Raw genomic sequence first — 26,975 nt, 5'->3', positions numbered from 1 at the left:
ACGCCCACCCTAGTGGCGCGGCATGCCCGCCGCCGCCAGCCGTTCCGCGCCGTCGGGGGCGGTCAGCACGGCCCGCCGTTCCTCGGCCGGCAGCGCCGTCAGCGCGCGGTGCGCGGTCAGGACGCGCTGGGAGGCGGGCGGAACGGCACGGTCCGGGTGGTGACGCCGGTCCAGGGCGTACCGGAACAGCTCCCCCTGCCACGGCTTGGCGGGGTCCGGCGCCGCGTGCACCAGGTGGAGCACGTCCCCGAAGCGGAAGCGCTTGGACGCGGTGTCGTACTTCAGCAGCGCCCTGCCGTCGTAGAGCCGCCGTCGGCGTCGGCGACAACCCCGCTTGACCGGCTTCGGAAGGGCGCGGCCGTGGTGCGAGGTCCAGTACGCGAGCAGCTCGCGGGGCTCGTCCGGCCGCTGGAGCACCGCGTCGACGACCTGCCGTGAGTGGCCGGACAGGCCGGCCGCGAGCCGGGCGTGCGCGAACTCGGCTGCGCCGACCAGGGACGCCGTCCGTGTCCGGGCCGCCCCGCGCAGCCAGCCGAGCAGGCCGGCGGTCCACTCGGGGTCCTCGACGGCCGACTGCCGGACCAGGGCGCGGAATCGGGAGTCCCGCAGGCCGGCCGGCTCGTGGAAGGTCTCCTGGCCGACCATGGTGACGACCGCCGGCAGGAACAGCTCGCTGCGCGCGTCCCGCACGAAGGCCGCGCCGCCCTGGTGGGCGGTGGTGCTCTCACCGGTGGTGGTGACGGGCGCGGACGGGGCGGGTACGGAACCAAGCGAGCTGGTAGGGGAGTCGAAGCGGGAGATGAGCACCTCTCAGTGCACGGCGACGGTGAGAAGTCCGGGGTGCCCGAGATCCAGGAGGCGACGCGCTGCCCCCACGGGGCGACAGGCCCTCGCGTGGGCCTGCATGGAGTCGAACCACGAAGAACGCGTGACCGGCGCACCGGGCACACCGGCCCTCGCGCCTCCCGAGGTCTGTTTCGGCGACGGGGTGCTCGTGTCGAGGAAGTACCCGTAGCCGGCGCACCGGGAGGTGCGAGGTCGTGGCCTCACCGTAGATCGGCGCGGCGCGAGCGTGCCAGCGAATTGATAGCGGCCGGCGCGGTCGGTGCGGCGGGAATGCCCGGCGGCCCGAGGCGTTGACTCCTGTGTGACCTCCGTGATCGCCTCGACCCCCTTCTCCGTGCTCGACCGCTCCCGCACCCGCGAGGGGCACACCGCCCCGGAGGCGCTGCGTGACACCGTCGGGCTGGCGCGGGAGCTGGAGGCGCTCGGATACCACCGCTTCTGGGTGTCGGAGCACCACGGCGTCCCCGGCGTCGCCGGTTCCGCGCCGACCGTGCTGGCCGCCGCCGTGGCCGGCGCGACCCGGACGATCCGGGTGGGCACCGGCGGGGTGATGCTGCCCAATCACCAACCGCTGGTGGTCGCGGAGCAGTTCGGCGTGCTGGAGTCCCTCTTCCCGGGCCGGGTCGACATGGGGCTCGGCCGGTCGGTGGGCTTCACCGACGGTGTGCGCAAGGCGCTGGGCCGGGAAAAGGACGACGCCGAGGACTTCGCCGCCCAGCTGGAGGAGCTGCTGGGGTGGTTCCGCGGCACCTCGCCGACACGGGTCCACGCCCGTCCCGCGGAGGGCCTGGCGGTGCCGCCGTTCGTGCTCGCCATGGGCGAGGGCGCCGCGATCGCGGCGCGCGGGGGCCTGCCGATGGTCATCGGCGACCTGCGCGACCGGGACAGGATGCGGCGCGGCATCGACCTCTACCGCACCCGCTTCCGCCCGTCCGCGTGGGCGCGGGAGCCGTACGTCGTCATCTCCGGGACCGTCGCCGTGGCCGCCACCCCCGAGGAGGCCCGGCGGCTGCTGATCCCCGAGGCCTGGTCGATGGCGTACTCCCGCACGCACGGCACCTTCCCGCCGCTGCCGCCCGCCGGGCGCGTGGAGCGGCTGAGCATGACGGACAAGGAACGCGGCTTCTACGAGTCCGGCCTGACCGGCCACATCGCGGGCACCGAGGAGCAGGTCGCGCACGAACTGGAGACGGTACTGAAGGAGACGGGCGCCGACGAGGTGCTCGTCACGACCAGCACGTACGACCGCGAGGCGCTGCTGGACTCCTACCGGCGGCTCGCCGGGATCGTCCACGCGTAGCCCGGCCCCGGGGTTCCGGCCGGACCTCCGCCGCCCCGTCGACGGCGTCCACCCGCGCCCCGCGCCCGTCACCGGGTGCCACCTGGTCCGCTCGCATAGAATCGCGGGGTTTGTCCCCTAGCCAGAGCCGAAGGCCGGAGTCCGTCCCCATGCCGGACGGCGCCCTGTCTGACCCGTGCACTTCCGACCGGCGGGGAACGGGCGCCCGGCCACCGGTGAACCTCCGGCAGGAAGCAGACGCCCGGCCGCCGGTGAACCTCCGGCAGGAAGCAGGCCCCCGGCCACTGGTGAGCGGCCGGCAGGGAGCAGGCCCCCGGCCACTGGTGAGCGGCCGGCAGGGAGCAGGCCCCCGGCCACTGGTGAGCGGCCGGCAGGGAGCAGGCGCCCGGCCGCCGGTGAACATCCGGCGACCGAAAAGGCCTGGAACGACCGGGCCCGGGATGCCTCGCCCGGGCCCTGTCGTCCGGATCGGGTCGGCGCGGCGGGCCGGGGCGCGCGACCTCGGCCCGCGCGCCTGCGGCCCGCGGCGGGCAGGTCGTCGGGCTCCGGGGCCCCGGGGCCGGGCCGCCGGCGCCGGGCGGCGCGGACCCACCGGGGTGTCGTCGGTGGGCGACGCCTACGACGCCGGCACGTGGGTCCAGCCCGGCTGCGCGGTCACGGCCGGCTGGGCGGCGCGGGCCAGGGACCGACGGTCGGGGACCGTACCCGGCATGATCGGCTCCCGCACCTGAACCTCGGCGACCAGACCGCGCGCCGTCGCCACCCGCCACAGGGAGGTGAGCAGGGAGTCCTCGCCGACGAAGGCCGGGGCCGTGCTGGCGTGGCCGTCCGCGAGGCGGTAGTGGATGTGGACCGGCTGGACGGGGACCCCGGCGTCCAGCGCGGCCTGGAACACGGCCCGGCGGAAGGTGCCCTGGGCGCGTCCGCACCAGGTGCTGCCCTCGGGGAAGACGCCGACGGCGGCCCCCGAGCGCAGCAGGTCGGCGATGTGCGCGACCGTGGTCGGCAGGGCGCGCAGACGGTCCCGTTCGATGAACACGACGCCGGCGCTCGCGGCCAGCGGACCGGCGACGGGCCACTGCCGTATCTCCGTCTTGGCGATCATCCGGGCCGGGCGGACCGACGCGAGCAGCGGGATGTCCAGCCAGGAGATGTGGTTGGCGACCAGGAGCAGGCCACCGGTGGGCGCGGCCGAGCCGGTGATACGGACCCGGACGCCCGCGGCCCACGCGATCGTCCGGGCCCACCGGCGCACCCATCGGGCGGGGACGCGCCGGCCGAGCGGCAGCAGCGTGATCCCGCCCAGCAGCAGCACCAGCACCGCGGTGAGCCGCAGCACGGCCGGCAACGTGGCCGCGCCCCGTCCCGCGGGCTCCACGCACGCCCTGGGGGTGCAGGGCGCGCTGGGCAGCCAGACGCTCATCAGGCCGGGACGAGCGAAAGGAAGTGCTTCAGATAGCGCTGGTTGACCCGGCGCATCGACAGCAGCACGTACAGGTCGGCGACGCCGAAGTCGGCGTCGTGCGCGGGCTCGCCGCACACCCAGGCGCCCAGGCGGACGTATCCGCGCAGCAGCGGCGGGAGGTCGGTGCGCCCGGAGGGGCGGGCCACGCCGTCCGCGGACCACGGCAGCAGCGGCCGTACGCGGTACTCCTCGGGGGCGAGGTTCTTGGCCTGCACCCGGTCCCAGGTGGCCGCGGCGACGGCGCCGCCGTCGGCGAGCGGGACGGAGCAGCAGCCGGCCAGCCACTCGTGGCCGCGGTCGACCATGTACCGCGCTATCCCCGCCCAGATCAGGCCGATCACGGTGCCGTCGCGGTGGTCCGGGTGGACGCAGGAGCGGCCGACCTCGACGAGGCCGGGGCGGATCGGGTCGAGGCGGGACAGGTCGAACTCGCCCTCGGAGTACAGCCGGCCTGCCACGGCGGCGCGCTCGGGCGGCAGCAGCCGGTAGGTGCCGACGACCTCGCCGGTGAGCGTGTCACGGACCAGCAGGTGGTCGCAGTACGCGTCGAAGGGGTCGATGTCGAGCCCCGGCTCGGGGGTGGTCAGCATCGCGCCCATCTCGCCGGCGAAGACGTCGTGCCGCAGCTTCTGCGCCGCTCGCACGTCGTCCTCGTCGCGGGCGAGGGTGACGGTGTAGCGGGTGGGTGCCGCTGGCTGCGGAGGACGGTCGAGGGTGGAAACGCCGGTCATGGCACACTCCTGGTCACGGGCCGGTTCGACGACGGCAGCGGGCGGGCCGGGTCGTTCGGCCTGCCGCCACAGTTCTTCCTATGCCGGTTGGCGTGTGCGTGACCTGTGGCCGGAGCGGGGATGTGCGGATGTTGAATGCCCGGGGTGGTCCGGAAAGCGAGACGGGACCGGGGATGAGCACCACTCCCGGTCCCGCCCGTCCGCACCCTTACGGCGAACGTCTCTCCTGCCTGGGCGGCATCACTTCCCGGCCGCCTTGCGGGTGGCGCGCAGCCACTCCTTGTTCATGCCGGTGATGGACATCAGCGGGATGCCCTTGGGGCAGGCGGTGGCGCACTCCCCGGTGAGGGTGCAGCCGCCGAAGCCCTCCTCGTCCATCTGCGCCACCATGTTCAGCACGCGCGTCTCGCGCTCCGGCGCGCCCTGCGGCAGCACGTTCAGGTGGTTGATCTTGGCGGAGGTGAACAGCATCGCCGCGCCGTTCGGGCAGGCGGCCACGCAGGCGCCGCAGCCGATGCACTCGGCGTGCTCGAAGGCGAAGTCGGCGTCCGGCTTCGGCACCGGTGTGGCGTGCGCCTCGGGCGCCGAGCCGGTCGGGGCGGTGATGTAGCCGCCGGCCTGGATGATCCGGTCGAACGCGGACCGGTCGACGACCAGGTCCTTGATCACCGGGAAGGCGGCGGCCCGCCACGGCTCGATGTCGATCGTGTCGCCGTCCTGGAAGGACCGCATGTGCAGCTGGCAGGTGGTGGTGCGCTCGGGGCCGTGCGCGTCGCCGTTGATCACGAGCGAGCAGGCGCCGCAGATGCCCTCGCGGCAGTCGTGGTCGAAGGCGACCGGGTCCTCGCCCTTGAGGATGAGCTCCTCGTTGAGCGTGTCGAGCATCTCCAGGAACGACATGTCGGGTGAGATGCCGTCCACCTCGTACGTGGACATGGTGCCGTCGGCGTCGGCGTTCTTCTGCCGCCAGACGCGCAGGGTGAGCTTCATGCGTAGCTCCGCTGGGTGGGGTGGACGTACTCGAAGACCAGGTCTTCCTTGTGCAGGACGGGCGCCTCGCCGGTGCCGGTGAACTCCCAGGCGGCGGCGTACGAGAACTCGTCGTCCTTGCGGGCGGCCTCGCCGTCCGGGGTCTGCGACTCCTCACGGAAGTGGCCGCCGCAGGACTCGGAGCGGTGCAGCGCGTCGAGGCACATCAGCTCGGCGAGCTCCAGGTAGTCGACGATGCGGTTGGCCTTCTCCAGCGACTGGTTGAACTCCTCGCCGGTGCCCGGGACCTTGATCCGCCGCCAGAACTCCTCACGGATCTGCGGGATCCGCTCCAGGGCCTTGCGCAGCCCGGAGTCGGTGCGGGCCATGCCGCAGAACTCCCACATCAGCTCGCCGACCTCGCGGTGGAAGGAGTCGGGCGTGCGGTCGCCGTCGACGGCGAGGAGCAGGTTGATCCGGTCCTCGGTCTCGGCCAGCACCTCCTGGACGGCCGGGTGCTCGTCGGTGACCGGGCCCTGGTGCGGGTGGCGCGCCAGGTAGTCGTTGATGGTCGCCGGGAGCACGAAGTAGCCGTCCGCGAGGCCCTGCATCAGGGCGGAGGCGCCGAGACGGTTCGCGCCGTGGTCGGAGAAGTTGGCCTCGCCGATCGCGAACAGGCCCGGGATGGTCGTCTGCAGGTCGTAGTCGACCCACAGGCCGCCCATCGTGTAGTGCACGGCGGGGTAGATCCGCATCGGCACCTGGTACGGATCCTCGTCGGTGATCCGCTGGTACATGTCGAACAGGTTGCCGTACTTCGCCTCGACGGCCTTGCGGCCCATCCGCTTGATCGCGTCCGCGAAGTCCAGGTAGACGCCCTGCCCGCCGGGACCGACGCCGCGGCCCTCGTCGCACACGTTCTTCGCGGCGCGGGAGGCGATGTCGCGGGGGACGAGGTTGCCGAAGGACGGGTAGATCCGCTCCAGGTAGTAGTCGCGCTCGTCCTCGGGGATCTGGTGCGCGGGCCGCTGGTCGCCCCGGGCCTTCGGCACCCAGATACGGCCGTCGTTGCGCAGCGACTCACTCATGAGGGTCAGCTTCGACTGGTGGTCGCCGGTGCGCGGGATGCAGGTGGGGTGGATCTGGGTGAAGCAGGGGTTGGCGAAGTACGCGCCGCGCCGGTGCGCCCGCCAGATCGCGGTGGCGTTGGAGTTCATCGCGTTGGTCGACAGGTAGAAGACGTTGCCGTAGCCGCCGGAGGCGAGGACGACCGCGTCCGCGAAGTACGTGTCGATCTTCCCGGTGATCAGGTCCCGGGCCACGATGCCGCGCGCCCGCCCGTCGACCACGATCAGGTCGAGCATCTCGGTGCGGGGGTGCATCTCGACGTTGCCCGCGGCGATCTGCCGGCTGAGGGCCTGGTAGGCGCCGAGCAGCAGCTGCTGGCCCGTCTGGCCACGGGCGTAGAACGTCCGCGACACCTGCACACCGCCGAAGGAGCGGGTGTCGAGCAGACCGCCGTACTCCCGCGCGAACGGCACGCCCTGCGCCACGCACTGGTCGATGATCTCGACGGAGATCTGCGCGAGCCGGTGCACGTTGGACTCGCGGGCCCGGAAGTCGCCGCCCTTGACGGTGTCGTAGAACAGCCGGTGGATCGAGTCTCCGTCGTTGCGGTAGTTCTTCGCCGCGTTGATGCCGCCCTGCGCGGCGATGGAGTGGGCCCGGCGCGGGGAGTCCTGGTAGCAGAACTGGACGACGTGGTAGCCCTGTTCGGCGAGCGTGGCACCCGCGGAGCCGCCCGCGAGGCCGGTGCCGACCACGATCACGGTGTGCTTGCGCCGGTTGGCGGGGTTGACGAGCTTCGCCTCGAAGCGGCGCTTGTCCCAGCGCTCGTTGATCGGCCCGGTGGGGGCCTTGGTGTCGACGACCGGCTCGCCGGTCGCGTACTCGGTGTAGGTCATCTCAGCTCACCACTCCGGTCATGACGCCCACGGGTACGGCGAGGAAACCGGCCGTGAGCAGCAACGCGAGGACATTGGCCGTGATCTTCAGGGCGCGGTCGCGGGTGCGGCTGCCGACGCCGAGGGTCTGGGCGGCGCTCCAGAAGCCGTGCCGGACGTGCAGGCCGACGGCGAGCACCGCGACGATGTAGATCACGTTGCCGTACCAGGTCGAGAAGGTGTCGATGATGTTCTGGTACGGGTGCAGGTGCTCGTAGCCGCCGGGGTGCACGGTGCCGGTGGTCAGGTCGAGGATGTGCCAGACGATGAACAGGCCGAGGATGATCCCGCCCCAGCGCATGGTGCGCGTCGCGTAGGAGGCGCGCGGCTTCTTGTGCACGTACTTGCTGGGGCGCGCCTTGATGTCGCGGCGGCTCAGCTGGTAGGCGGAGACGGCGTGGGCGACGACCGCGACGACGAGGACGATCCGGACCAGCCACAGGGCCCACTCGTAATGCAGGAACGGCTCACCGAGCGTGCGCAGCCAGTGGGCGTAGTGGTTGATTTCGTCGGGGCCGAAGAAGATCTTGAGGTTGCCGATCATGTGGACGACCAGGTACAGCAGCATGATCAAGCCGCTGACCGCCATCACGGTCTTCTTGCCGACGGAGCTGTCCCACATCGTGCGCGCCATGGACGGCCGTCGGTCCGTCCGCGTTGCCAGAGCCATGTCCGGCACCGTATGCGGAGGCGAACTCATCAGTCCAAGACATGGTCCGGCTTGATTCCATAGGGCAGGCCTATGCTGGCTGCATGCAGTTCCAGCAGCTCCAGTACTTCGTGGCGGTGGCCGAGACCCGCCACTTCACCCGGGCCGCCGATCTCGTGCACGTCGCCCAGCCGTCGCTCTCGCAGCAGATCAAGGCGCTGGAGCGGGAGCTGGGGGCCGATCTGTTCCTGCGGGCGCGCGGGAACATCACCCTCACCGACGCGGGCGAGGCGCTGCTGCCGCTGGCCCGCCGCATCCTGGCCGACGCGGACACCGCGCGGTACGAGGTGCAGGAGCTGGTGCAGCTGCGGCGGGGCCGGGTGCGGCTGGGGGCCACGCCGAGCCTGTGCACGGGTCTGCTGCCGGACGTGCTGCGCGCCTTCCACGACCGCTATCCGGGGATCCGGCTGCTGATCGAGGAGGGCGGCTCGCACGACCTCGTACGGCTTCTCGCGCGCGGCGCGCTCGATCTCGCCCTCGTCGTCCTGCCGCTGCCGACGCCGTCGCCGGCGCTGACGACGGTGGAGCTGCTGCGAGAGGACCTGGTGCTGGTGTCGTCCCCGGAGGCGCCGCGGCCGGGCGAGGGGCGGCGGACCGTGCGGATCGCGGACCTGGAGGGCGAGCGGCTGGTGATGTTCCGGCACGGGTACGACCTGCGGGAGCTGACCGTCGCCGCGTGTCGCGCCGAGGGCTTCGAGCCGGACTTCGCGGTGGAGGGGGGCGAGATGGACGCCGTGCTGGGGTTCGCGCGGGCGGGCCTGGGGGTCGCCGTCGTTCCGCGCATGGTGGCGGCGCGGTCCGGGCGGGGCCTGCGGGTCACTCCGCTGGCCCCGCCCGGACTGCATCGCACGATCGCGCTGGCCCACCGCAGCGACGTGGCTCCGCCTCGGGCCGCTCGGGAGTTGCAGCGGATGCTTCTCGAGCGGTGAGGGCCGGTAGCGCCGTTGTGCTGCGGCGCCGCGCGGGAGTGCGGGTCGCCTGTGGCTGGTCGCGCAGTTCCCCGCGCCCCTGAGGGCGTCGCGGCTCAGGGCGTTGCGTCGGCCATTGCCAGGTCGTGGAGGCGCTCCGGGGGGCCCGGGCGGGCGTAGTACCAGCCCTGGGCCGTGTCGCAGCCGAGTATGCGGAGCTGTTCGGCCTGGGCGCGCAGTTCCCCGCGCCCCTGAGGGCGTCGCGGCTCAGGGCGTTGCGTCGGCCATTGCCAGGTCGTGGAGGCGCTCCGGGGGGCCCGGGCGGGCGTAGTACCAGCCCTGGGCCGTGTCGCAGCCGAGTACGCGGAGCTGTTCGGCCTGGGCGCCCGTTTCCACGCCCTCGACCGTGACCGCGAGGTCGAGGCTGTGGGCCAGGGAGACGATGCCTTCGACGATCTTCAGGTCGACGGGGTCGGCCGGGAACTGCTGCATGCTCTGGGTGAAGGAGCGGTCCAGCTTGAGGATGCTCACCGGCAGGCGGCGGAGGTTGGCCAGGTTGGAGTAGCCGGTGCCGAAGTCGTCCAGGGCGATGTCGACGCCCATCTCGGCCAGCCGGCGCAGCGGCTTGAGCAGGTCGTCGTCGGCGCCGATCAGCGCGGACTCGGTGACCTCCAGGCAGAGGGCGTCGGGCGCGACGCCCTCCGCCTCCAGGATGTCGACCGTGTCCTGGACCAGGCCGGGATGGGTGAGCTGGCAGGGGGAGAGGTTGACGTTGATGCGCAGCGGCGCGGAGGCCGCACCGGCGTGGCGCTCCCGCCAGTGGCGGGCCTGGCGCACCGACTGCTCCAGGACCCAGCGGCCCAGCGGAACGATCAGCCCGGTGTGCTCGGCCAGCGGGATGAAGCGGTCGGGCCCGAGGACGCCGTGCTGCGGGTGCAGCCAGCGCACCAGTGCCTCGGCGCCGCGGACGCTGCCGTCGCCGAGGTGGACCAGGGGCTGGTACTCGATGAAGAACTCGCCCCGCTCCAGCGCCGTCGGCAGCGCCGTGGTCAGGCCGTTGCGGGTGATGGCGCGGGCGTCGGCCTCGGCGTCGGCCACTTCGAAGCGGTTCCCGCCGGCCGACTTGGCCCGGTACATCGTGATGTCGGCGCTGCGCAGCACCTCCGCCGCGCTGCGCTCCCCCGCCGCGCCCTCGACGACGCCGATGCTGCCGCGCACGGTCAGCTCCCGGCCGTCCACGCAGATCGGGGCGACCAGCGCGTTCATGATCCGGACGGCGAGTTCGTCGACCTCGCGCTGGGTGTCGGGGCCGGTGGTGAGCGCCACGAACTCGTCGCCGCCGAGGCGGGCGACCATCTCGCCGGGCGCGGTGGCGCAGGCCTGGAGCCGGTCGGCGACCTCGACGAGCAGCCGGTCGCCCGCCGCGTGACCGAGGCTGTCGTTGATCGTCTTGAAGCCGTCGAGGTCGAGGTAGCACAGGCCGAAGCGCTGGCCCTCGCCCGCGCCGAGGGCCTTCTCCAGGCGTTCGAAGAAGAGGGTGCGGTTGGGCAGTCCGGTGAGGGCGTCGTGGGTCGCCTCGTAGCGCAGCCGGAGGTTGAGCAGCCGCCGTTCGGTGGTGTCCTCCATCAGCGCGAGCTGGTACTGCGGTCTGCCGTCGGGGTCGCGCAGCAGGGAGACGGTGAGGTTGGTCCACAGGACCGTTCCGTCGGGCCGGTAGAAGGCCTTCTCCACGTGGTAGTGCTCGCGTTCGCCGCGCACCAGTTCCTCGTAGAGCCGCCAGACCTGGGGGGCGTCCTCGGCGTGCGTCCAGTCGCGGACGTTGCGGCCGCGCACGTTGTTCTCGGAGCCGCCGAACATGCGCATCAGCGCGCCGTTGACCTCCAGGACGTTGCCCTCGAGGTCGGCGATGCCGATGCCTATGGCCGCGCCCTCGAACACCGCGCGGAAGCGGGCCTCGCTGGCATGCAGCGCCTGCGCCACGACGCCCTGGGCCCGCAGCGCGGCCTGTGCGATGGACTCCTGCTCGGCCAGGGTCCGCTCGCGCAGCGCCTGGGCGAACCCGGCGGCCATGGCGTGCTGCAGCCGTGCCGAGCGAGCCCTCAGGTCCTCCTGGGGGCCGTCGTCACCGCAGTAGAGCACCAGGTAGGCCTCGACGCAGTCCAGGGCCCGGCTGAGCGCCTCGGGGTCGGTGCAGTGCGCGTCGATCAGGGCGGCGCCGACCGCACGGCCCTCGACCGCGTCGAAGGTCCGTGCGCGCAGTGCCGCGCTCAGTCTGCGGGCCACCGGCAGCAGCAGCTCCTCGAACTCCGCTCTGGTCAGCGACGTCGAGGTGGCCGGGTAGACCGCCCGGCTCCAGATCGTCGCGAACCGCCGCAGTCTGTCCTCCGGCCCGTCCGGCTCCGCGCTCACGCCGTACGCCCCACGCCCGCGAAACCGGAGAAGGCATACGGATCCTCGTCCTCCGGCGCGGTGTCCGGCCGCCAGACAGGCATCGGCACAAGTCCCGGTTCCACCATGTCGTACCCCTCGAAGAACCGCGCGATCTCCTCGCGCGAGCGCATGATCAGCGGGTTGCGGAGGTCCTTGTATACGTCGACCGCGCCACCCGCCCGCTCGGGTGGCACCGGGATTCCCTCGTACGAGGCATGCGTGAGAACCAGCATGCTGCCGGGCGCGAGTGCGTCGCTCAGTTGCGCCACCGCGCCGTACGGGTCGTCCGCGTCCTCCACGAAGTGCAGTATGGCAACGAGCAGCAGCGCCACCGGCCGCTTCAGGTCGATCAGTTGCTGCACCCGCGGGCTGGACAGGATGTCCTGGGGCTTGCGCAGGTCGGCGGCGACCACACCCGCGTGCTCGTTGCCTTCGAGAACGGCCTCACTGTGCGCGACCGCGACCGGGTCGTGGTCGACGTAGACCACTCGTGCGCCGGGGCTGGCCGTTTGGGCCACCTCGTGGACGTTGCCGTACGTCGGGATGCCCGAGCCGACGTCCAGGAACTGCGTGATGCCCTCACCGGCCGCGTAGCGCACCGCGCGGCGCATGAAGGCCCGGTTCGCCTGCATGATCTTCGGCAGGCCCGGCATGAACTCCATGGCCCTGCGGGCCGCCTCCCGGTCGACCTCGAAGTTGTGCGAACCGCCCAGGTAGTAGTCGTAGATCCGCGCGACACTCGGCACCGAGATGTCGATGCTCCGTGGAGCCCAGGCGGGACGCTCCATCTATCTCTCCAGGCGGCGTAGGCGATCCGGTGTTCGAGCAGAGGCTACTGATCGCCCGCCAACGGAGCGACCCGAAACGGAAATTGACCATCCGTTCCCGGTCACTGCCTGCGGCACGTGCCGCGATGATCTCTCGGTGCATGCTGACGAATCCCATTGCGGCACGGCGAAGGCGGTCCGCTTCCCGCGTGGTTGCGCGGGAAGCGGACCGCCGGGTCGTGCGCCGGGGTGCGAACCAGGGGGGAGGTCCTGTCTTGCGTTACTGCGCGGGCGCGCCGACCGGCTTGCCGTCGGAACGTATGGCGAACCATGTGCCGCCCACGCCCTGACCGTTGGTGTCACCGGGCTCCTTGTCACCGGCGAAGGTGTAGATCGGGATGCAGTCGATGGTCTGCTGCTCGATGCCGTCGGGGCGGTCGAAGACGACGTAACCCCGGTTGGGGGTGGAGCCCTGAAGGTCGATGCCCTTGGTGTCCTTCGCGTCGACCGGTGCGACGACGGGCCACTTGTCCAGGCACGCGCCGGTGCACGCGGTCTTCATCGGCCACTGGGAGTCCTTCGTGAACCGGTAGACGGTGTGGCCGTTCTTGTCGACGACGATCTCGCCGAGTTCCGGGTCGTCACGGGTGGACAGTCCGGGCAGGTCCTTCAGCGCGGCCTTCTTGCCGTCGGGTGCCAGCGCGTACCAAGTCCCGCCCACTCCCTGGCCCTTGGTGTCGCCGGGGTTGACGTCCTTCGCATAGCGGTACGCCGGCCAGCCCCCGATGGTCAGCTGCTTGGTGCCGTCGGGGCGGGTGACCTCGCCGAGCAGCGACTCGTCGATGCCCTCGCCCGCGGCGGCGTCGTCGGCGGGGACCGGGGGCCAGGCGGTCGCGCAGTCGCCCTCGCAGTTCGTCTTGGGCGGTTCGGCGGTGTCCTGGTCGAACCGGTAGAGGGTACGCCCGCCGCCGTCGGTCACCACCTTCCCGAGCTCCGCGTTGGAGGCGACCGACAGCGTGCCCGCGGGGGCGGCCTGCGCCCCGGCGTTCTGCTCGCCGGCCGCGGCACCGGCGCCGGTGCCGGTGCCGGTGCCGGCGTTGGTGCCGAGCCCGGTGCCTCCGTAGCCGCCGGCCGGAGCCGTGGCGCCCACGTTCTGGCTGGCCGACTGGCTGCCGCTTTCCTGACCGCACGCCGTCGTCAGCGCCAGCACGGCCGCGGCGCTCGCCACGAGCGAGGCGCTCCGCCAGGAGGTCTTCATTGTCAACTCCCCATATTCGCAAGGGTATTGCAGCGCCCTGCTGCGCCGCCGCACGACCATGGGTACGCACGCGGACGCCGGTTGTGTTCAACCGGACCGGGGATTTCTTTCCGGGAACCGTGGCGGGGGCCGCGGCGCGCACCTGTGACCCGGGGGTACGTGGTCCGCGCCCGCGACCGGAGCCCGGGACTCCCGCCGGCCGTCGCTCGCATGCACGTCCGGGTGGGCGGGCGCCCGACCCGCCGACGATCAAACCCCGTGGCGCCCCTTTCCCCCGTTCGGGGCAATCCCCCGGCACGCGGGCGTGTGGCCGCCCGGGAAGCCTCATGATCTCCGTCGTGCATGGTTCCGAACCGACCCAATCGCCCGCCCGCGCACCGATGTTGGTCCTGGTCGCACTGACCGCGGCGCTCGTCGGCGCCCCGGCCGGGGTGGCGGTGGCCGACGCCTGCGCCTACGCGTCGACCGGGCCGGGCGGCACGGAGGCGGTGGCGATCGCGGGGAACCGGACGTGGCCCTCCCCCGAGCTCTCGGGGCAGGGGGGAGTCCTTCCCCTGACGTGCCCGAGCCCCACTCCCCCACCCAGTCCGACACCGACACCGCCTCCGAAACCGACCCCGCCCCCACCTCCGCCACCGCCCCCTCCCCCGAAGCCCACGCCCTCACCCCCGCCGAAACCCACGCCCACCCAGCGGCCCGAGCCACCGCCCAGGCCCGAGCCACCGCCCAGGCCCGCACCCCCGCGGCCGGCCCCCGCACCCCCGCGGCCGGCCCCCGCACCCCCGCCGGCACCGGCTCCCCCGCCGGCACCGACGCCGACCCCGTCCCCGTCCCCGTCCCCGTCGGCCGAGCCGACCCCCCGCCCGACCGTGACGCCGGTGAGCTACCCGCGCTACCGCACCCCGCCGCGCAACCGGCAGTCGCGGAGCGGCCAGTCGCCGGTCACCTACGTCCTGCTCATCACCGTGCCCGCGCTGCTCGCCGTCGCCGCGCTGCGTCCGCGCTGATCCCTGGAGGCATCCGTTGCCGGAATGGCTTGTTCTCACCCTCGCGATGCTGGCCGCCTGCGCCCTGGTGGTCCTCATCACCCTGCTACGGCACCGTGCGGCGTCCGAGGACGAGGATCCCTCCGAGACGCCGGACGTCATCGAGTACATGACGATGTGGATCGGCGTGGTGTACGCCATCGTGCTCGGTCTGGCCATCGCCGGCGTCTGGGAGGCGCGCAGCGTCGCCCAGGACCACGTGCGGGCGGAGGCCCAGGCGCTGCACGAGATCACGGAACGCGTCCGCGTCTATCCGCCCGAGGTACGTGACCACATTCGGGAGGATGTCAACACCTATGTCGGACACGTCGTCACCACCGAGTGGAAGGCGATGACCGACCAGGGCAAGGTCACCGAGCGCGGCACCGAGCTGCTGGACCAGGTGCGCGCGACCGTCACCGACTACGAGCCGAGGAGCGACTTCGAGGCCCAGGCCTACCAGCCGCTCGTCGACCAGGTGGCCGAGGCGGACCGGGCGCGCCACGCGCGGGCGGACTCGACCGGGCCGACCATGCCCGGCGTGGTGTGGTTCGGGCTGATCGCCGGAGCCGTGATCACCGTCGGGATGATCCTCGCCCTGCAGATCCGGCGCACCCCGCGCGAGCTGCTCCTCGCCGTGCTGTTCTCCGCGCTGATCGCCTTCCTGCTCTTCTTGATCTGGGACTTCGACTCGCCCTACAGCCGCGGGGTCGCGGCCTCGTACGAGCCGTTCCTGGATCTCTTCCCGAACGCCAGGGGCTGACGCGCCTGCCCGGGAGGCGTCGGGGCCCGCGTCCGCTCACCGCGGGCCGCCGGGGACGTGCGGCACGCCGCCGCCGTCCCCCGGCGACAGCAACGCCGTCCCCCGGGCGGCCCACGCGGTTGCCCCGTTCGCACGACTGCGATCGCGCTTCGGCGCGCCGCTTCCTAGCGTTTCGGTCATCGAGGTGCATTCACGGCACGAGCGGCACGAAGGTCCGCAGTTGCTCCTCGGGAGCGGAGGATCCACATGCGCGCCATATGCGTCGCCGCGGCAGCGCTGCTGAGCTTCGTCGCCGTCGCGCTGACCGCTTCCGCCGCCCGGCCCCGCGAGATCCCCGGCCGCGGCCTACGCGGCCGTGCCGAACCCCTCAGGACGTCGGCGGACGAGCGGGTGCCCCCGCGTCGGCCGCGGCTCGGGCTCGGCGTCCCGATCGACCCCGCCGGTGACGCGACGGGTGCGCCACCGGCGCAGCGTGCGGCGGTCGCGGGCGCTGCGCACGCTCATGACGACGGCAGCCCACCGCACATGACGTCGGCCCCGGAACCTCCTGGGCTCCGGGGCGAACGCCCGTACGTGCGATCGGCTCTCCAGGCGCGGGGCGGCGCGTCAGGCGTGCTTCTCGGAGCGGTGGCGCAGCCAGAACACGCCGCCGCCGATGACGGCCGCGGCCACCAGACCGCCGCCGATGGCCATGTCGGTCGGCGTCGCCCCGGTGGAACTGCTGCCGCCGAGGCCGCCCCGGACACCGCCGATGACGGTGAAGGCGTTCGGACGGGTCAGCCGTCGGCCCGAGCAGTACACGCTGATGTCGTAGGTGCCGGGGCGGGCGTCGCTGTCGATCGTCGCCTGGCCCCGCGCGATCGGGTCGGTGCCGTTGATCGGTGACAGCGTGGCCGTGGAGAAGGCCTCGGAGCTCATGGTGCCGCCCCTCGGGCAGCCGTTCACGGTGACCGTCATCTGGCCCCCGCGGGCGATGACGCCGGGCAGGGCGACGATGTTGCTCGCGGTGTTCCCCGCGACGGCCGCCGGGGCCGCGGCCCCGAGTACGGCGGCTGCCGCGGCGCAGACCGCCAGGGCACGAGAGTTGCGCATGTCATCCTCCGCGGAAGACGCCCCGGGGCCAGTCCCCGGTCGATCGGCGAGAAAGCGTCTCCCGGCAAAACCCTCAGTTGCCATGCACCGACTCGCATGTCGGCGATGGTCCGTACCGGTGAGTCGACACACCGGAAGACCACCGCACCATCGGATATCGCCGCAGGTCACGGACCGTCAGAAAATATCTCCGCGCGGCAACTCGGATGGCGCACCCCGCCGGGGCCGGGACCACCCGTTCGTATCTCTCCCGTCGCCGGTTTCCCGCTGGGGTCTTAGCGTTCTCCCGTGCGCTGAATGACGTGGCGACGGCCGCGTCGAGAGGGGATGACACCATGCCTTTTCCCGAACTGGAGGAAGAGGAGGAGCCGCGGCGGAAGCGTGCCCCATGGGGCGTGATAGCGCTTGTTCTGCTGACCGGACTCGCACTCATCCGCAACGGCTCCGGAGAGTTCGACGTGGGTCCGCCGCAGCCCGCGTCGGCGGCGGCCGCGGACACCCGCGACACCACGGGCACGCCCGCGAACACCCCGCCGGCGCTGCCGTACTCCGTGCCCGGCTGGATTCGGATTCCCGCGATCCAGGTCGACGCGCCCATGACGTCGGTCGGTCTGGACGCCGAGGGCTGGGTGGACGCTCCGCCCCCGGAAGACCCCAATCTGGCGGGCTGGTTCACCGGTGCCGTGTCACCCGGCGAGAAGGGCACCGCCGTGGTCGTCGGTCATGTCGACAACCTTCGGGGTCCCGCCGTGTTCTACGGCCTCGGTGCGCTGAAACGCGGAAACCGGGTGGAGGTCGTTCGGCAGGACAGGAAGACGGCCGTGTTCGAGATCTACGGCGTCGAGGTGTTCGCGAAGAACGATTTCCCCGGAGACCGTGTCTACGGTTCCAAGGGCGTCCCGGAATTGCGGGTCATCACCTGCGGCGGTGGTTTCTCCGCGCAGAACGGCTACGACGGGAACGTCGTCGTCTTCGCCCGCCTGGTCGAGGTGCGCTGAGCGCGCCCCGACCGGGCGGGCGGCCGCCGTTCACACCTGGTACCGGCGCGGCACGGTGATGTGGTAGCCGGCGTCCAGCAGGTGGGGCAGATAGTCGCGCAGCGCCCACACGCTCTGCGAGCGGTCGCCCCCGGCGTCGTGCGCGAGGACCACGACGCCGGGGCCGGCGCCGCCCTCCACCCGGTCGACGATGGTGCGGGTGCCGGGCTCGGTCCAGTCGAGGGTGTCGACGGTCCAGGCGAGGGGTTCCATGCCGAGTTCGGCGCCGAGCTGGAAGGCGGCGCGGTTCCAGGCGCCGTAGGGGGCGCGGAACCACAGCGGGCGTTCGCCGTACGCCTTCTCGACGATCTCGCTGGTGCGTTCCATCTCGGCTCGGATGCGTCCGCGGGTCAGGCCGGTGAGGAGGGGGTGGGACCAGGTGTGGTTGCCGACGACGTGTCCGTCGTCGGCCATCTCGGCGAGCAGGTCCGGATGCTCGGCGGCCATCTCGCCGCACACGAAGAACATCGCGCGCACGTCGTACTGGCGCAGGGTGCTCAGGATGTCGGGGGTGTAGCGCGGGTCGGGGCCGTCGTCGAAGGTGAGCACCATGGTGCGGCCGATGCCGGTCATGCGCAGCAGGGGTTCGCGGCGGACCGGGGTGCCGGCGGAGTCGACCGGCGGGCCGTATCCGGCCAGGGGCTGCAGGCGGTAGGCGGAGGGCTTGAGCGGGCGGCGCGCCGGGGGGCCGGGGGCGGGGGCGGCGGACGGTCCGGCCTCGCCGCCCGTCCCCCGCGTCAGCAGACCGGCGGCGCCGGCCCCACCCAGGACCCCGACTCCGGCGATCAACGCCCGTCGACGGGTGAGCAACTGATCCTTCTTCATGACTCATCAGTCGCCCCACCCACCCCCGACCCACCACAGCGCCACCGGCGCGGCGGCAGGAAAGCACCCGGGCGGCCGACGCCCACGGCGACCTGAGCGGCGGCCCAGCGGGCCCGGTCTCCCACGGACGGGTCCTCACCCCGGCCGTTGCGGGACGATCGCACCGACCCCACAGGCCGCCCGGCCCTGGACGCCCGGGCCCGCGGCCCGGCCGACCCCGGGGAGCCGGCCCGAGGGCTCCCGACCGGCGGGCGGAGGTGTGCCTTCCGATAGCCTCGGGACGTGACGGAACAGCACTCGCACCAGTTCGAGCGCGGCACGGACGGGCCGAAGGTCATCGTGGTGGGCGTGGACGGCTCCGACTCCTCGCTGCGCGCCGCGGCCTACGCCACCGGCCTGGCCCGGCGGCAGCGCGCACTGCTGGCACTCGTGTACGTGCAGCCCGTGCTGGCGGCGGGCGCGGCCTTCGGGGCACCCGTCGCGGCGACCACCGACGAGATCGCCGAGGATCTGGTGGCGCAGATCCGGGACGCGACCGAACGCGTCAAGGGGATGTTCGACGTGCGGTGGGAGTTCCACACCTTCCGCGGCGACCCCTACAGCGGGCTGGTGAAGGCGGCGGACGAGCTCAAGGCCGACGCCGTGGTGGTGGGCGCCTCCGAGCAGGCCGGCCACCGGATCGTCGGCTCGGTGGCGATCCGGCTGGTGAAAGCGGGACGCTGGCCGGTGACAGTCGTGCCGTAGCGGTGCGTGGCGTCTTTGCTCGGGTGCCTGACTGAGTCATCATGATCCGCCGTCAGCCGTTTGGCGATCGCGAAGAGGTGAGGCGCATGGCCCCGCTCCGCATGGGCGAGGGAGTTCTCCGCCGCAAACCCATCGAGCACATCGAAGAGACGGAAGTCGTCGAGGGGCCCCGGCTCGAGCGGTCGCTGGGGCTGTGGCAGCTGACCGCGATCGGTGTCGGCGGCATCATCGGCGCGGGCATCTTCACCCTCGCCGGCGCCGTGGCCAACGGCACGGCCGGGCCTGCGGTCCTCGTGTCCTTCCTCATCGCCGGCGTGGCGAGCGCGGCGGCGGCGCTGTCGTACGCCGAGTTCGCGGGGCTCATCCCGAAGGCGGGTTCCGCCTACACGTACGGCTACGCGGTCCTCGGCGAGCTGGTGGGCTGGTTCATCGGCTGGGACCTGCTGCTGGAGTACACGGCGATCGTGGCGGTGGTCGCGATCGGCATCTCCGGCTACTTCAACTTCCTGATCAATCAGTTGGGCGCCGACCTGCCGAGCTGGATGCTGGGCGCGCCCGGCACCGGTCCGGGGCACCAGGTCGACCTCTTCGCGGCGGTGCTGTGCCTGTTCATCGCCTACCTGCTGAACCTCGGCATCAAGAACGCGGCCCGCTTCGAGATGGTGGTGGTCGTGCTGAAGGTGCTGGTGGTGCTGCTGGTCATCGGCGTCGGCGTGTTCTACATCGACACGGCGAACTACAACCCGTTCTTCCCGTACGGTCTCGGCGGGGCGTTCACCGGTGCGGCCACCGTCTTCTTCGCGGTCTTCGGCTACGACGCCATGTCCACGGCGGCCGAGGAGTCGAAGGACGCGCAGCGGCACATGCCGAAGGCGATCATCTACTCGCTGGCGATCTCGATGGTGCTGTACGTGGCGGCGTGCCTGGTGCTGACGGGCATGCAGAAGTACACGGAGATCGACCCGGAGAGCGGCTTCTCCACGGCGTTCGAGTCGGTGGGACTCGATCGCCTGGCGAACGTGATCGCGGTGGGCGCGATCATCGGCATCCTCACGGTGATGTTCACGTTCCTGCTGGGCGTCACCCGTGTGTGGTTCTCGATGTCCCGGGACGGGTTGCTGCCGAAGTGGTTCGCGAAGACGCACCCGACCCGCCACGTGCCGACGCGGGTGACATGGATCGCGGGGGTGGCGTCGGCCGTCATCGCCGGGTTCCTGCCGATCGGCGAGGCGGCCGAGCTGACCAACATCGGGATTCTGCTGGCGTTCGTGGTGGTGTGCATCGCGGTGATCGTGCTGCGCTACCGGCAGCCCGATCTGCCGCGTAGCTTCCGCACGCCGTGGATGCCGTTCGTGCCGGCGGTGGGTGTCCTCTTCTCGGTCTGGCTGATCACGTTCCTGCAGTGGCAGACCTGGGCCCGCTTCGCCGTGTGGTTCGCGCTGGGCCTGGTGATCTACTTCGCCTACTCGTACCGGCACTCGAAGCTGGCCGGCGCGTAGGGCGTGATCAGAACGGCGGGCCCGGAAGGCCGCGGAGGAAGTCCAGCAGGGTCTTGGTGAAGACTTCCGGCTTCTCCAGGTGGGGGTAGTGGCCGGTGCCGTCGACGGTGACCGAGCGGCCGTCCGTGACGGTGCCGGCCGGCCGCTCGGCCGCGGCGAGCAGGTCGGCGGGTTCCAGGCCGCCGTCCCGCTCTACCGGCGCGTCCAGCGCAAGGTGGAGCAGGGGGAGGCCGTCGAGGGGCTGTCGGTCGGCGTGCGCGCCGTACTGGACCTGCTGCACAAGCACGGGCCGATGACCGTCCCGCAGATGGGCCGCGCGCAGGCCATCAGCCGGCAGTTCGTGCAGCGGATGGTCAACGACGCCGCGGCGCGCGGCCTGGTGGAGAGCATCCCCAATCCGGCGCACCAGCGGTCGTCGCTGATCCGGCTCACGGCCCAGGGCCGCGCGGCGATCACCGCCGTCGTCGCCCGCGAGCACACCGTGCTGCGCGAGGTCGGGGGCGAGTTGACGGACGCCGACGTGCGCGCCTGTGTACGGGTGCTGGGCGAAATGCTGAAGCTGTTCGACCACGTCGACGTCAACTGACCACCGGGCTACTCCCCCATCACCAGCCCGTCCTGTCCCGCGCCCCGGCTGAGGACGACCCGCTGGATGCGGTCGCGCACGCCGACCATGTCGGCGCCGCTGGCCAGGGCCGAGTTGAGGTTGACCACCCGTCCCGCGTCGATGTCGAACACCTGCGGGATGAACTCGGCCTTCGTCACCTCCCAGCGGCCGCCGGGGCGGGTGGGTGGCGCGAAGGTGAAACGGGCGACGGTGGACTGGTTGGCGCGCGGGTCGGGAGCGCGCCGGGACTTGGCCGGCTCGCCGGCGACCTGGTCGCCCATGCCGTAGACCACCCAGGTGCCGTTGACCTTCTCGTACGCCTGCGGGACGTGGGCGTGAGTACCGAGGACGAGGTCGATGTCGGCGCGGCCGCCGGTGGTGGCGGCGGTGAGGGTCCGGGCCAGGGACAGCTGCCGCTCGTCCGGCTCGTCCTGCCACTCCGTGCCCCAGTGCAGGGAGACGACCACCACGTCCGCGCCGGCCTGCCGGGCGGCCCGGGCGTCGGCGACGATCCGGGCCTCGTCGATCAGGTTGACGGCCCAGTACTGCTCGGCGGGAAGCGGGCGCCCCCTGGTGCCGAAGGCGTAGGCGACGTGGGCGACCTTCGCCGTGCCCGCCGGCAGGAAGGTGACCGTGCGCCCCTCCTGCTCGGTGCGCGCGGTCCCGGCGTGCCGGACACCGACCTGGTCGAGAGTGTCCATGGTGCGGCGGATGCCCGCGACGCCGTCGTCGAGGCTGTGGTCGGAGGCGGTGGCGCAGCCGTCGTAACCGGTGTCGGCGAGGCCCTGGGCGATCTCCGGCGGGGACTTGAGGACGGGAGGGCCCGAGTAGTGGCCGTTCTCGCCGAACACCGTCTCCAGGTGACACAGGGCCACATCGGCGCGGGAGACGAGGGGTTGCACGGCGGCCAGCATGGGCCGGAAGTCGTGGCCCACGCCGCCGGCGTCGAAGCGGGCCTGCTCGATGGCGGACGTGTGCGGCAGGACGCCGCCGGAGGCGACGAGGGTGAAGGCGCGGGCTCCGACGCTCGCGGAGGCCGGCGGGCCGGCCGTGCGCGCGACGGGCTCCTCGTCGCGGGCCTGGCAGGCGGCGGCCGCCGCGAGCAGAACGGTCAGGGCCAGGGCCACCTGTCGTCTGCGTGCGATGCGTACGATCATCAGCTCACCCCAGTACGGTCGTATATCCACACAAATAGGTACGAAGTTGAACACGACCGCAAACAGCCTCAGGGGCCCCTTTAACCCGTCCGCGTCGCCCGAGCGGGCGAGGCGGACCGTTCGTCGCACCGTTCGCCGACGCGTTCGACCGTCCGTCGCACCGCCGTGCGCGGTCCCTGTCCCGAAACCGCCCCCTGCGATGCCATACGGCCATGACGGCCGGAACCACCATCACGGGCGGGACGACCGCCGAGCACGAACTCGCCGCGCTCCAGCGGGAGCACGGCCGACCGCTCTTCGCCCTGCTGCTCAGGCTCTGCGACGGCGACCGGCAGCGCGCCGAGGACCTGGTCCAGGAGACCCTCGTACGCGCCTGGCAGCATCCCGAGGCGCTGCGCGCCGACGCCTTCGAGTCCGTACGGCCCTGGCTGCTGACCGTGGCCCGGCGGCTCGCGATCGACGCCCGGCGGGCCCGGCAGGCCCGCCCGCCCGAGGTCGGCGACGCGGTCCTGGAGAACGCCCGGGTGTGCGCCGATCACGCCGAGCGGTCGGCCGCCACCGTCGACGTGCGCGAGGCTGTGAAGACACTCACGCCGGAACATCGTGAAGTCCTGGTGCTGGTGTACTTCCAGGGGGCGAGTGTGGCGGAAGCCGCTCAGGCCCTCGGCATTCCGCCCGGTACCGTGAAGTCCCGGGCGTTCTACGCGCTGCGCGCCCTGCGTCGGGTGCTTCCTGGATACGCGGCCGACCTGCGGTGAAACCGACAGCAGAGTCAAACCTCCGTAAAGCGCCTTGCTGAAGACCCCGGTTGAGTAATCGGCTGTCCTCATCCGTGTTCCGGACGGGGAGCCGGGGTCGGGCGACGCGTACCACCGGAGGAAGGCAGGAAGGGATGCAGCACAGAGGTCAACAGAGTACGGGCGGCACAGGGGGCGGTGAACTCACCGTTCCCATGGCCTGGTTGTACGCCGAGTACATCGCCGACGAACTGCTGCGGACCGGCGACCTGATGCCGCCGACGTCCTTCGAGTTCCGCGCCGGGCGGGACGCCCTGGCACTGACGATCTTCCTGTCCGACACCGACGGCGAGCTCTCGGGCATCCGGGTCGTCTCCCAGCTGGAGACCTGGCTGTCGCTGACGGCCTACGACCAGCCCTGGCAGGACTGGGTGCGCGACCGGATGGCGCAGGTGGCCACCGAGGCGGTGGAGGCCGGCGGGCCCGCGCCGGACCTGGAGCTGGCGGAGGCGGCCTGGCGCTGGCTGGAGGAGACCGAGCTGCTCGCGCCCGACCTGAACGCCGTGCCGGGCGGCGGCGCGCCGGTGGGCGAGGACGACGGACCGAAGGTGTGGACTCCGGCGTGGCAGCTGGGGCTGCCGCTGGGGCACCTGGCCATCCACCTCTTCTGACCGGTCCCGCGGGGTCGCGCCAGGCCTGCTCCGGGCGTCCGGCGGGCCCTTCCGGGATTCGTCGGGAATCCGACCAATCCCCGGGGCCGGCCGCTCCGAACCCCTTGGTTGCGATTCTGCGGCGGGCTTGAGTGATTCCGCTGCCGTGTGCGTACAGGTGGGAGCAACGAGTAACCCCACCCGCACCCAACGGCACGAGGATTCGGCATGAGGTCCCTGGAGAGGCATCGCGACGTCGGCGCGTACGCGCTCGGCGTGCTGGAGGAGGCGGACGCCTTCCGTTTCGAGGACCACCTCATGGAGTGCCCTCAGTGCTCCTTGCAGGTCACCGAGTTCGGCCCCACGGCACGGCAGTTGCTGCTCTACCGACGGGCCACCCCGCGCGCGGTGCATCCCCTGGCGGGGCCCGGGCCGCGACTGCTGGACCGGCTGCTCGGCGAGGTCGCGGCGCGGCGTCGGGCGGGACGCCGGCTGCGGCTGCTCGCCGTGGCCGCCGCGGTGGTGTGCGCCGTGGCGGGGCCCGTGATCGCGATGGTGGCCGAGGGCGGGGAGCGGGCGGTGCGCGTCTCGGCCACGGACGAGCGCTCGGGCGTGTGGGCCCAGGTCACCAGCGAGGACGCGCCCTGGGGCAGCAAGCTGGTGCTGGAGGTGAAGGACGCCGCCGGACCCCGGGCCTGCCGACTGGTCGCGATCGGCGGGGACGGCTCGGAGGAGACGGCAACCAACTGGACCGTCCCCCGGCACGACGCCCGCTCCAACACCATGCGGGGCGCCACCGCCCTGCACCCCGACCAGATCGACCGCTACGAGGTACGGACGACGGCCGGCGAACGCCTGGTGACGCTGGACGCCCACTGACACCTGCCGGGGAAGTGTTGCGGGACACGGGCCCCGCTGACGCCGGCCGGCGAACGGCACGCGACGCCGGCCCGGGAGCGGCTCCCGACGCCGCGCCTCAGCAGCGTCCACCGGCCTCCGCCATCTGCAGCGTCTCGTCGCGGATGCGGGCGCACGTCTGGGTGAGCAGGCGGGAGACGTGCATCTGGGAGATGCCCATGCGCTCGGCGATCCGGCGCTGGGTCCAGTCCTCGAAGAACCGCAGGTAGAGGATGGCGCGCTCGCGCTGCGGCAGCCGCCGTACCGCGTCCTTGACGCTCTCGCGGTCGACGACGAGCTGGAACCCGTCGTCGGGTTCCCCCATGAGGTCGGCCAGGCTCGGCCCGTCGGCGTCGGCATCGCCGCCGGTGTCGCCGTTCGCCGCGTCCAGGGACAAGGCGCTGTAGCTCTCCAGGGCCGCCATGCCTTCGCGCACCTGCTCCTCGTCCAGGCCGGTGCGGTGGGCCAGCTGGGTGACAGTGGGCCGAGGGCTGCCCGGGACGTTGGCCAGGTCGACGTAGGCGGCCCGCACCGTGTTGCGCAGTTCCTGGACCCGGCGGGGCACCCGCACGTCCCACATCCGGTCGCGGAAGTGGCGGCGCAGCTCACCCCTGATCGTGGGTATCGCGAACGGCTCGAAGGGGCCCCTCGCCGGATCGAACCGGCGGATCGCCTTGAGCAGTCCGAGCGCGGCGACCTGCCGCAGGTCGTCGGTGCTCTCCCCCCGGTCCCGGTAGCGCCAGGCGATCCGGTGGGCCATCGGCAGCCATGCCCGAAGCACCTCCTCCTGCACCCGCTCCTTCTCCAGGCCGTCGGGCAGGACGGCCAGCCGGCGGAAGGCGACCGCGGTGTCGGGGGCGTCGCGTGCCGGGCGGGCGACGGTCTCGGCCGGGGCTGTGGTGACGGCAGTCGTCATCGTGTGGTCCTCGAAGCCTTTCGGTCCGGTGTGGCGTTCGTTTCCTACCGACCCTCTCTGCCCGGGACCCCCTTGTCCGTATTCGGGACTTTGGTCCCCTATCGGGCGGGACCTTGGTGAGTCGGACCCTCACGGGCGCGGCGGCGGCCGCCGGGCCAGCCTCGCCGTCGGCCCGCCCCCGTCGGCGGGCAGGCGCCGGGCGCCCTCACCGAGACCGCCCTGCACGCAGCAGTCCTCGACGCCATGGGCCACGACCTGGCGTCGGGACTGACCACGGCCGTGTCGCCGGCCGCCTGCCGCAACGCGCGGCGCACCGGCGCCGATCTGCCGCGCTCACCCAGCTGGACCTGGCCAGCGGGGTGTGCTGCGCCGGAGCGACTGCGGGCACCCGGCACCCCTGCTGATCCGGGACCAGCGGCTGCTCGTCGACGCGATGGGCGGGAGGCCGATCCGCCGATGGGGATACCGTCGATGCCGGCCGGGCGGTCCCGTCAGGTCCACGAGATCGCGCTGAAGCCCGGCGACCGGGTGCTGCTGTACACCGACGGCGACACCGAGGGCGGACCCGGAACGGCGACCTCTTCGGCCCGGAGCAGTTCGCCGACTACGTCATCCGGGCGACCGCCGCCGGTGAACCGGCACCGGAGACGCTGCGCCAGCTGATCCACTCGATGCTCGACGCCCAGCCCGGCCGACTCCGGGACGACGCGACGATCGTGCGGGGCGAGTGGGGCCGCCGGCCCGCTGACCGGTCACTTCAGCAGCCGGGACAGCCTGCGGTCGGCAAGCGGCTTGCCGCCGGTCTGGCAGGTCGGGCAGTACTGCAGCGAGGAGTCGCTGAAGGAGACCTCGCGGATGGTGTCGCCGCACACCGGGCAGGGTTCGCCGGTGCGTCCGTGCACCCGCAGGCCGCTCTTCTTCTCGGCCTTGAGCCGTCCGGCCGCCAGGCCCCGCGAACGCTCGACGGCGTCGGTGAGCGTCGTGCGCAGCGCCTCGTACAGTCTGCGGGTCTCCTCGGGTGTGAGGGACGCGGCCAGCTTGAAGGGCGACATCTTCGCCGCGTGCAGGATCTCGTCGCTGTAGGCGTTGCCGACACCGGCGATCAGGCTCTGGTCGCGCAGCGCGCCCTTGAGCTGACGGCGCTCGTCCCGGAGCAGCGCGGCGAGGCGGGCCTCGTCGAAGTCGTCGGCGAGCGGGTCGGGGCCGAGCCGGGCCACGCCGGGGACCTGCTGCGGATCCGCCACGACGTACACCGCGAGCCGCTTCTGCGTGCCGGCCTCGGTGAGGTCGAAGCCCGCGCCGGTCTCCAGGGCGACGCGCAGTGCCAGGGGGCCCTTGCCGGGGCGGGGCGGGCCGTCGGGGAGGCGGTCCTTCCACTGGAGCCAGCCCGCGCGGGCCAGGTGGGTCACCAGGTGCGCGCCGCCGTCCGTCTCGACGTCGAGGAACTTGCCGTACCGGCGCACGGCCACGACCTGGTGGCCCTCGAGGGCCGTCAGCGGTGGGTCGTACGTCTTCAGCACGCTGATCGCGACCGGCAGCGCGCGCACGATCTCGTGACCGACGAGGTGGTCGGTCAGGAAGTCCTTCAGCGCTTCGACCTCGGGCAGTTCCGGCATACGTCCAGAGTGCCATCCGGGACC

At 72.5% G+C, this 26,975-nt stretch carries 25 protein-coding genes and 1 pseudogene; 11 read left to right on the top strand and 15 right to left on the bottom strand.

The annotated features are described in order from the left end of the window. Positions 1-21: 21 nt before the first annotated feature. Positions 22-801, bottom strand: a pseudogene (locus IPT68_RS32670) (TROVE domain-containing protein); the annotation flags it as partial. A gap of 346 nt (positions 802-1,147) precedes the next feature. On the opposite strand from IPT68_RS32670, the gene IPT68_RS32665 reads away from it, so the two are divergent. Continuing rightward, positions 1,148-2,146 (top strand): LLM class flavin-dependent oxidoreductase, encoded by a 999-nt coding sequence (locus IPT68_RS32665; protein ID WP_189700116.1) that lies wholly within the window; start codon positions 1,148-1,150, stop codon positions 2,144-2,146. A 616-nt stretch (positions 2,147-2,762) separates the two neighbouring features. Here IPT68_RS32665 and IPT68_RS32660 read toward each other — a convergent pair. The 5 genes from IPT68_RS32660 to IPT68_RS32640 all read right to left on the bottom strand — a co-directional run bounded on the left by IPT68_RS32660 (position 2,763) and on the right by IPT68_RS32640 (position 7,948). Further along, positions 2,763-3,569, bottom strand: a complete 807-nt coding sequence (locus IPT68_RS32660; RefSeq protein WP_189700117.1) for a lysophospholipid acyltransferase family protein — start codon at positions 3,567-3,569, stop codon at positions 2,763-2,765. After that, positions 3,569-4,342, bottom strand: a complete 774-nt coding sequence (locus IPT68_RS32655; protein WP_189700118.1) for a GNAT family N-acetyltransferase — start codon at positions 4,340-4,342, stop codon at positions 3,569-3,571. Before IPT68_RS32655 ends, IPT68_RS32660 begins: the two co-directional genes overlap by 1 nt. A 240-nt stretch (positions 4,343-4,582) precedes the next feature. Further along, a complete protein-coding gene (locus tag IPT68_RS32650; protein WP_189700119.1) occupies positions 4,583-5,332 on the bottom strand; it encodes a succinate dehydrogenase/fumarate reductase iron-sulfur subunit in 750 nt (249 codons plus the stop codon). Then, complete coding sequence (locus tag IPT68_RS32645) at positions 5,329-7,275, bottom strand: fumarate reductase/succinate dehydrogenase flavoprotein subunit (protein ID WP_189700120.1); 1,947 nt, start codon at positions 7,273-7,275, stop codon at positions 5,329-5,331. The genes IPT68_RS32650 and IPT68_RS32645 overlap by 4 nt, the downstream gene beginning before the upstream one ends. Position 7,276: 1 nt before the next feature. After that, complete coding sequence (locus tag IPT68_RS32640) at positions 7,277-7,948, bottom strand: succinate dehydrogenase (RefSeq protein ID WP_189700180.1); 672 nt, start codon at positions 7,946-7,948, stop codon at positions 7,277-7,279. Between the two features lie 119 nt (positions 7,949-8,067). Between IPT68_RS32640 and IPT68_RS32635 the strand changes: the two genes are divergently transcribed. After that, a complete protein-coding gene (locus IPT68_RS32635) occupies positions 8,068-8,952 on the top strand; it encodes a LysR family transcriptional regulator (RefSeq protein ID WP_189700121.1) in 885 nt (294 codons plus the stop codon). A 246-nt stretch (positions 8,953-9,198) separates the two neighbouring features. Here IPT68_RS32635 and IPT68_RS32630 read toward each other — a convergent pair whose 3' ends face one another. From IPT68_RS32630 to IPT68_RS32620, 3 genes are all read right to left on the bottom strand, one after another. Continuing rightward, on the bottom strand, positions 9,199-11,340 hold the full coding sequence (locus tag IPT68_RS32630) for a putative bifunctional diguanylate cyclase/phosphodiesterase (RefSeq protein WP_189700122.1): 2,142 nt from the start codon (positions 11,338-11,340) through the stop codon (positions 9,199-9,201). Further along, positions 11,337-12,149, bottom strand: coding sequence for an SAM-dependent methyltransferase (locus tag IPT68_RS32625; protein WP_189700123.1), 813 nt, complete (start codon positions 12,147-12,149; stop codon positions 11,337-11,339). Before IPT68_RS32625 ends, IPT68_RS32630 begins: the two co-directional genes overlap by 4 nt. Positions 12,150-12,408: 259 nt before the next feature. Then, on the bottom strand, positions 12,409-13,386 hold the full coding sequence (locus tag IPT68_RS32620) for an SCO0930 family lipoprotein (protein ID WP_189700124.1): 978 nt from the start codon (positions 13,384-13,386) through the stop codon (positions 12,409-12,411). An 878-nt stretch (positions 13,387-14,264) separates the two neighbouring features. Between IPT68_RS32620 and IPT68_RS34695 the strand changes: the two genes are divergently transcribed. Continuing rightward, entirely contained in the window at positions 14,265-14,393 is a 129-nt protein-coding gene (locus IPT68_RS34695; protein WP_265583864.1) for a hypothetical protein, read from the top strand. Between the two features lie 16 nt (positions 14,394-14,409). After that, positions 14,410-15,174: a bestrophin-like domain gene (locus IPT68_RS32610; protein WP_189700126.1), complete on the top strand. Its 765-nt coding sequence runs from the start codon at positions 14,410-14,412 to the stop codon at positions 15,172-15,174. A gap of 606 nt (positions 15,175-15,780) precedes the next feature. Here the strand turns inward: IPT68_RS32610 and IPT68_RS32605 are convergent. Further along, the gene (locus IPT68_RS32605) at positions 15,781-16,266 is read right to left on the bottom strand and encodes a hypothetical protein (protein ID WP_189700127.1); all 486 of its coding nucleotides are present in this window, start codon (positions 16,264-16,266) and stop codon (positions 15,781-15,783) included. A gap of 335 nt (positions 16,267-16,601) precedes the next feature. On the opposite strand from IPT68_RS32605, the gene IPT68_RS32600 reads away from it, so the two are divergent. Next, a complete protein-coding gene (locus IPT68_RS32600; RefSeq protein ID WP_189700128.1) occupies positions 16,602-17,264 on the top strand; it encodes a class F sortase in 663 nt (220 codons plus the stop codon). A gap of 30 nt (positions 17,265-17,294) precedes the next feature. Here the strand turns inward: IPT68_RS32600 and IPT68_RS32595 are convergent, their stop codons facing one another. Further along, positions 17,295-18,128 carry a polysaccharide deacetylase family protein gene (locus IPT68_RS32595; protein ID WP_194074035.1) on the bottom strand — a complete coding sequence of 278 codons (834 nt, stop codon included), beginning with the start codon at positions 18,126-18,128 and terminating at the stop codon, positions 17,295-17,297. Positions 18,129-18,410: 282 nt separating this feature from the next. Between IPT68_RS32595 and IPT68_RS32590 the strand changes: the two genes are divergently transcribed. Then, positions 18,411-18,872: a universal stress protein gene (locus tag IPT68_RS32590; RefSeq protein ID WP_189700129.1), complete on the top strand. Its 462-nt coding sequence runs from the start codon at positions 18,411-18,413 to the stop codon at positions 18,870-18,872. 86 nt (positions 18,873-18,958) lie between these two features. Continuing rightward, positions 18,959-20,371 (top strand): amino acid permease, encoded by a 1,413-nt coding sequence (locus IPT68_RS32585; protein ID WP_189700130.1) that lies wholly within the window; start codon positions 18,959-18,961, stop codon positions 20,369-20,371. A gap of 7 nt (positions 20,372-20,378) precedes the next feature. Here IPT68_RS32585 and IPT68_RS34470 read toward each other — a convergent pair whose 3' ends face one another. Beyond that, a complete protein-coding gene (locus IPT68_RS34470) occupies positions 20,379-20,657 on the bottom strand; it encodes an alpha/beta fold hydrolase (RefSeq protein WP_228040749.1) in 279 nt (92 codons plus the stop codon). Here IPT68_RS34470 and IPT68_RS32580 point away from each other — a divergent pair. Next, entirely contained in the window at positions 20,586-20,957 is a 372-nt protein-coding gene (locus tag IPT68_RS32580; protein WP_228040653.1) for a MarR family winged helix-turn-helix transcriptional regulator, read from the top strand. The genes IPT68_RS34470 and IPT68_RS32580 overlap by 72 nt on opposite strands. Positions 20,958-20,965: 8 nt before the next feature. Here the strand turns inward: IPT68_RS32580 and IPT68_RS32575 are convergent, their stop codons facing one another. Then, on the bottom strand, positions 20,966-22,135 hold the full coding sequence (locus tag IPT68_RS32575) for a CapA family protein (RefSeq protein WP_189700132.1): 1,170 nt from the start codon (positions 22,133-22,135) through the stop codon (positions 20,966-20,968). Between the two features lie 212 nt (positions 22,136-22,347). Here IPT68_RS32575 and IPT68_RS32570 point away from each other — a divergent pair, with 212 nt between their 5' ends. From IPT68_RS32570 to IPT68_RS32560, 3 genes are all read left to right on the top strand, one after another. Continuing rightward, positions 22,348-22,893 carry a sigma-70 family RNA polymerase sigma factor gene (locus IPT68_RS32570; protein ID WP_189700133.1) on the top strand — a complete coding sequence of 182 codons (546 nt, stop codon included), beginning with the start codon at positions 22,348-22,350 and terminating at the stop codon, positions 22,891-22,893. A gap of 134 nt (positions 22,894-23,027) precedes the next feature. Next, positions 23,028-23,543 (top strand): hypothetical protein, encoded by a 516-nt coding sequence (locus tag IPT68_RS32565; protein WP_189700134.1) that lies wholly within the window; start codon positions 23,028-23,030, stop codon positions 23,541-23,543. 207 nt (positions 23,544-23,750) lie between these two features. Beyond that, positions 23,751-24,401, top strand: a complete 651-nt coding sequence (locus IPT68_RS32560) for a zf-HC2 domain-containing protein (RefSeq protein ID WP_189700135.1) — start codon at positions 23,751-23,753, stop codon at positions 24,399-24,401. A 97-nt stretch (positions 24,402-24,498) separates the two neighbouring features. On the opposite strand, the gene IPT68_RS32555 is transcribed toward IPT68_RS32560, so the two are convergent. Continuing rightward, complete coding sequence (locus IPT68_RS32555; protein ID WP_189700136.1) at positions 24,499-25,335, bottom strand: SigB/SigF/SigG family RNA polymerase sigma factor; 837 nt, start codon at positions 25,333-25,335, stop codon at positions 24,499-24,501. A 752-nt stretch (positions 25,336-26,087) separates the two neighbouring features. After that, positions 26,088-26,951 (bottom strand): Fpg/Nei family DNA glycosylase, encoded by an 864-nt coding sequence (locus IPT68_RS32545; protein WP_189700137.1) that lies wholly within the window; start codon positions 26,949-26,951, stop codon positions 26,088-26,090. Positions 26,952-26,975 lie beyond the last annotated feature (24 nt).

Source organism: Streptomyces chromofuscus (genome assembly GCF_015160875.1).
Classification (GTDB): Bacteria; Actinomycetota; Actinomycetes; order Streptomycetales; family Streptomycetaceae; genus Streptomyces; species Streptomyces chromofuscus.
This window is presented reverse-complemented; position numbering and strand designations above follow the sequence as displayed.

Excerpts from the sequence above, each read along its gene's own strand:
- IPT68_RS32660 (WP_189700117.1), bottom strand. The coding sequence starts at position 3,569 with ATGAGCGTCTGGCTGCCCAGCGCGCCCTGCACCCCCAGGGCGTGCGTG.
- IPT68_RS32655 (WP_189700118.1), bottom strand. The coding sequence starts at position 4,342 with ATGACCGGCGTTTCCACCCTCGACCGTCCTCCGCAGCCAGCGGCACCC.
- IPT68_RS32650 (WP_189700119.1), bottom strand. The coding sequence starts at position 5,332 with ATGAAGCTCACCCTGCGCGTCTGGCGGCAGAAGAACGCCGACGCCGAC.
- IPT68_RS32645 (WP_189700120.1), bottom strand. The coding sequence starts at position 7,275 with ATGACCTACACCGAGTACGCGACCGGCGAGCCGGTCGTCGACACCAAG.
- IPT68_RS32640 (WP_189700180.1), bottom strand. The coding sequence starts at position 7,948 with ATGGCGCGCACGATGTGGGACAGCTCCGTCGGCAAGAAGACCGTGATG.
- IPT68_RS32635 (WP_189700121.1), top strand. The coding sequence starts at position 8,068 with ATGCAGTTCCAGCAGCTCCAGTACTTCGTGGCGGTGGCCGAGACCCGC.
- IPT68_RS32625 (WP_189700123.1), bottom strand. The coding sequence starts at position 12,149 with ATGGAGCGTCCCGCCTGGGCTCCACGGAGCATCGACATCTCGGTGCCG.
- IPT68_RS32620 (WP_189700124.1), bottom strand. The coding sequence starts at position 13,386 with ATGAAGACCTCCTGGCGGAGCGCCTCGCTCGTGGCGAGCGCCGCGGCC.
- IPT68_RS32605 (WP_189700127.1), bottom strand. The coding sequence starts at position 16,266 with ATGCGCAACTCTCGTGCCCTGGCGGTCTGCGCCGCGGCAGCCGCCGTA.
- IPT68_RS32600 (WP_189700128.1), top strand. The coding sequence starts at position 16,602 with ATGCCTTTTCCCGAACTGGAGGAAGAGGAGGAGCCGCGGCGGAAGCGT.
- IPT68_RS32595 (WP_194074035.1), bottom strand. The coding sequence starts at position 18,128 with ATGAAGAAGGATCAGTTGCTCACCCGTCGACGGGCGTTGATCGCCGGA.
- IPT68_RS32585 (WP_189700130.1), top strand. The coding sequence starts at position 18,959 with ATGGCCCCGCTCCGCATGGGCGAGGGAGTTCTCCGCCGCAAACCCATC.
- IPT68_RS32575 (WP_189700132.1), bottom strand. The coding sequence starts at position 22,135 with ATGATCGTACGCATCGCACGCAGACGACAGGTGGCCCTGGCCCTGACC.
- IPT68_RS32570 (WP_189700133.1), top strand. The coding sequence starts at position 22,348 with ATGACGGCCGGAACCACCATCACGGGCGGGACGACCGCCGAGCACGAA.
- IPT68_RS32565 (WP_189700134.1), top strand. The coding sequence starts at position 23,028 with ATGCAGCACAGAGGTCAACAGAGTACGGGCGGCACAGGGGGCGGTGAA.
- IPT68_RS32560 (WP_189700135.1), top strand. The coding sequence starts at position 23,751 with ATGAGGTCCCTGGAGAGGCATCGCGACGTCGGCGCGTACGCGCTCGGC.
- IPT68_RS32555 (WP_189700136.1), bottom strand. The coding sequence starts at position 25,335 with ATGACGACTGCCGTCACCACAGCCCCGGCCGAGACCGTCGCCCGCCCG.
- IPT68_RS32545 (WP_189700137.1), bottom strand. The coding sequence starts at position 26,951 with ATGCCGGAACTGCCCGAGGTCGAAGCGCTGAAGGACTTCCTGACCGAC.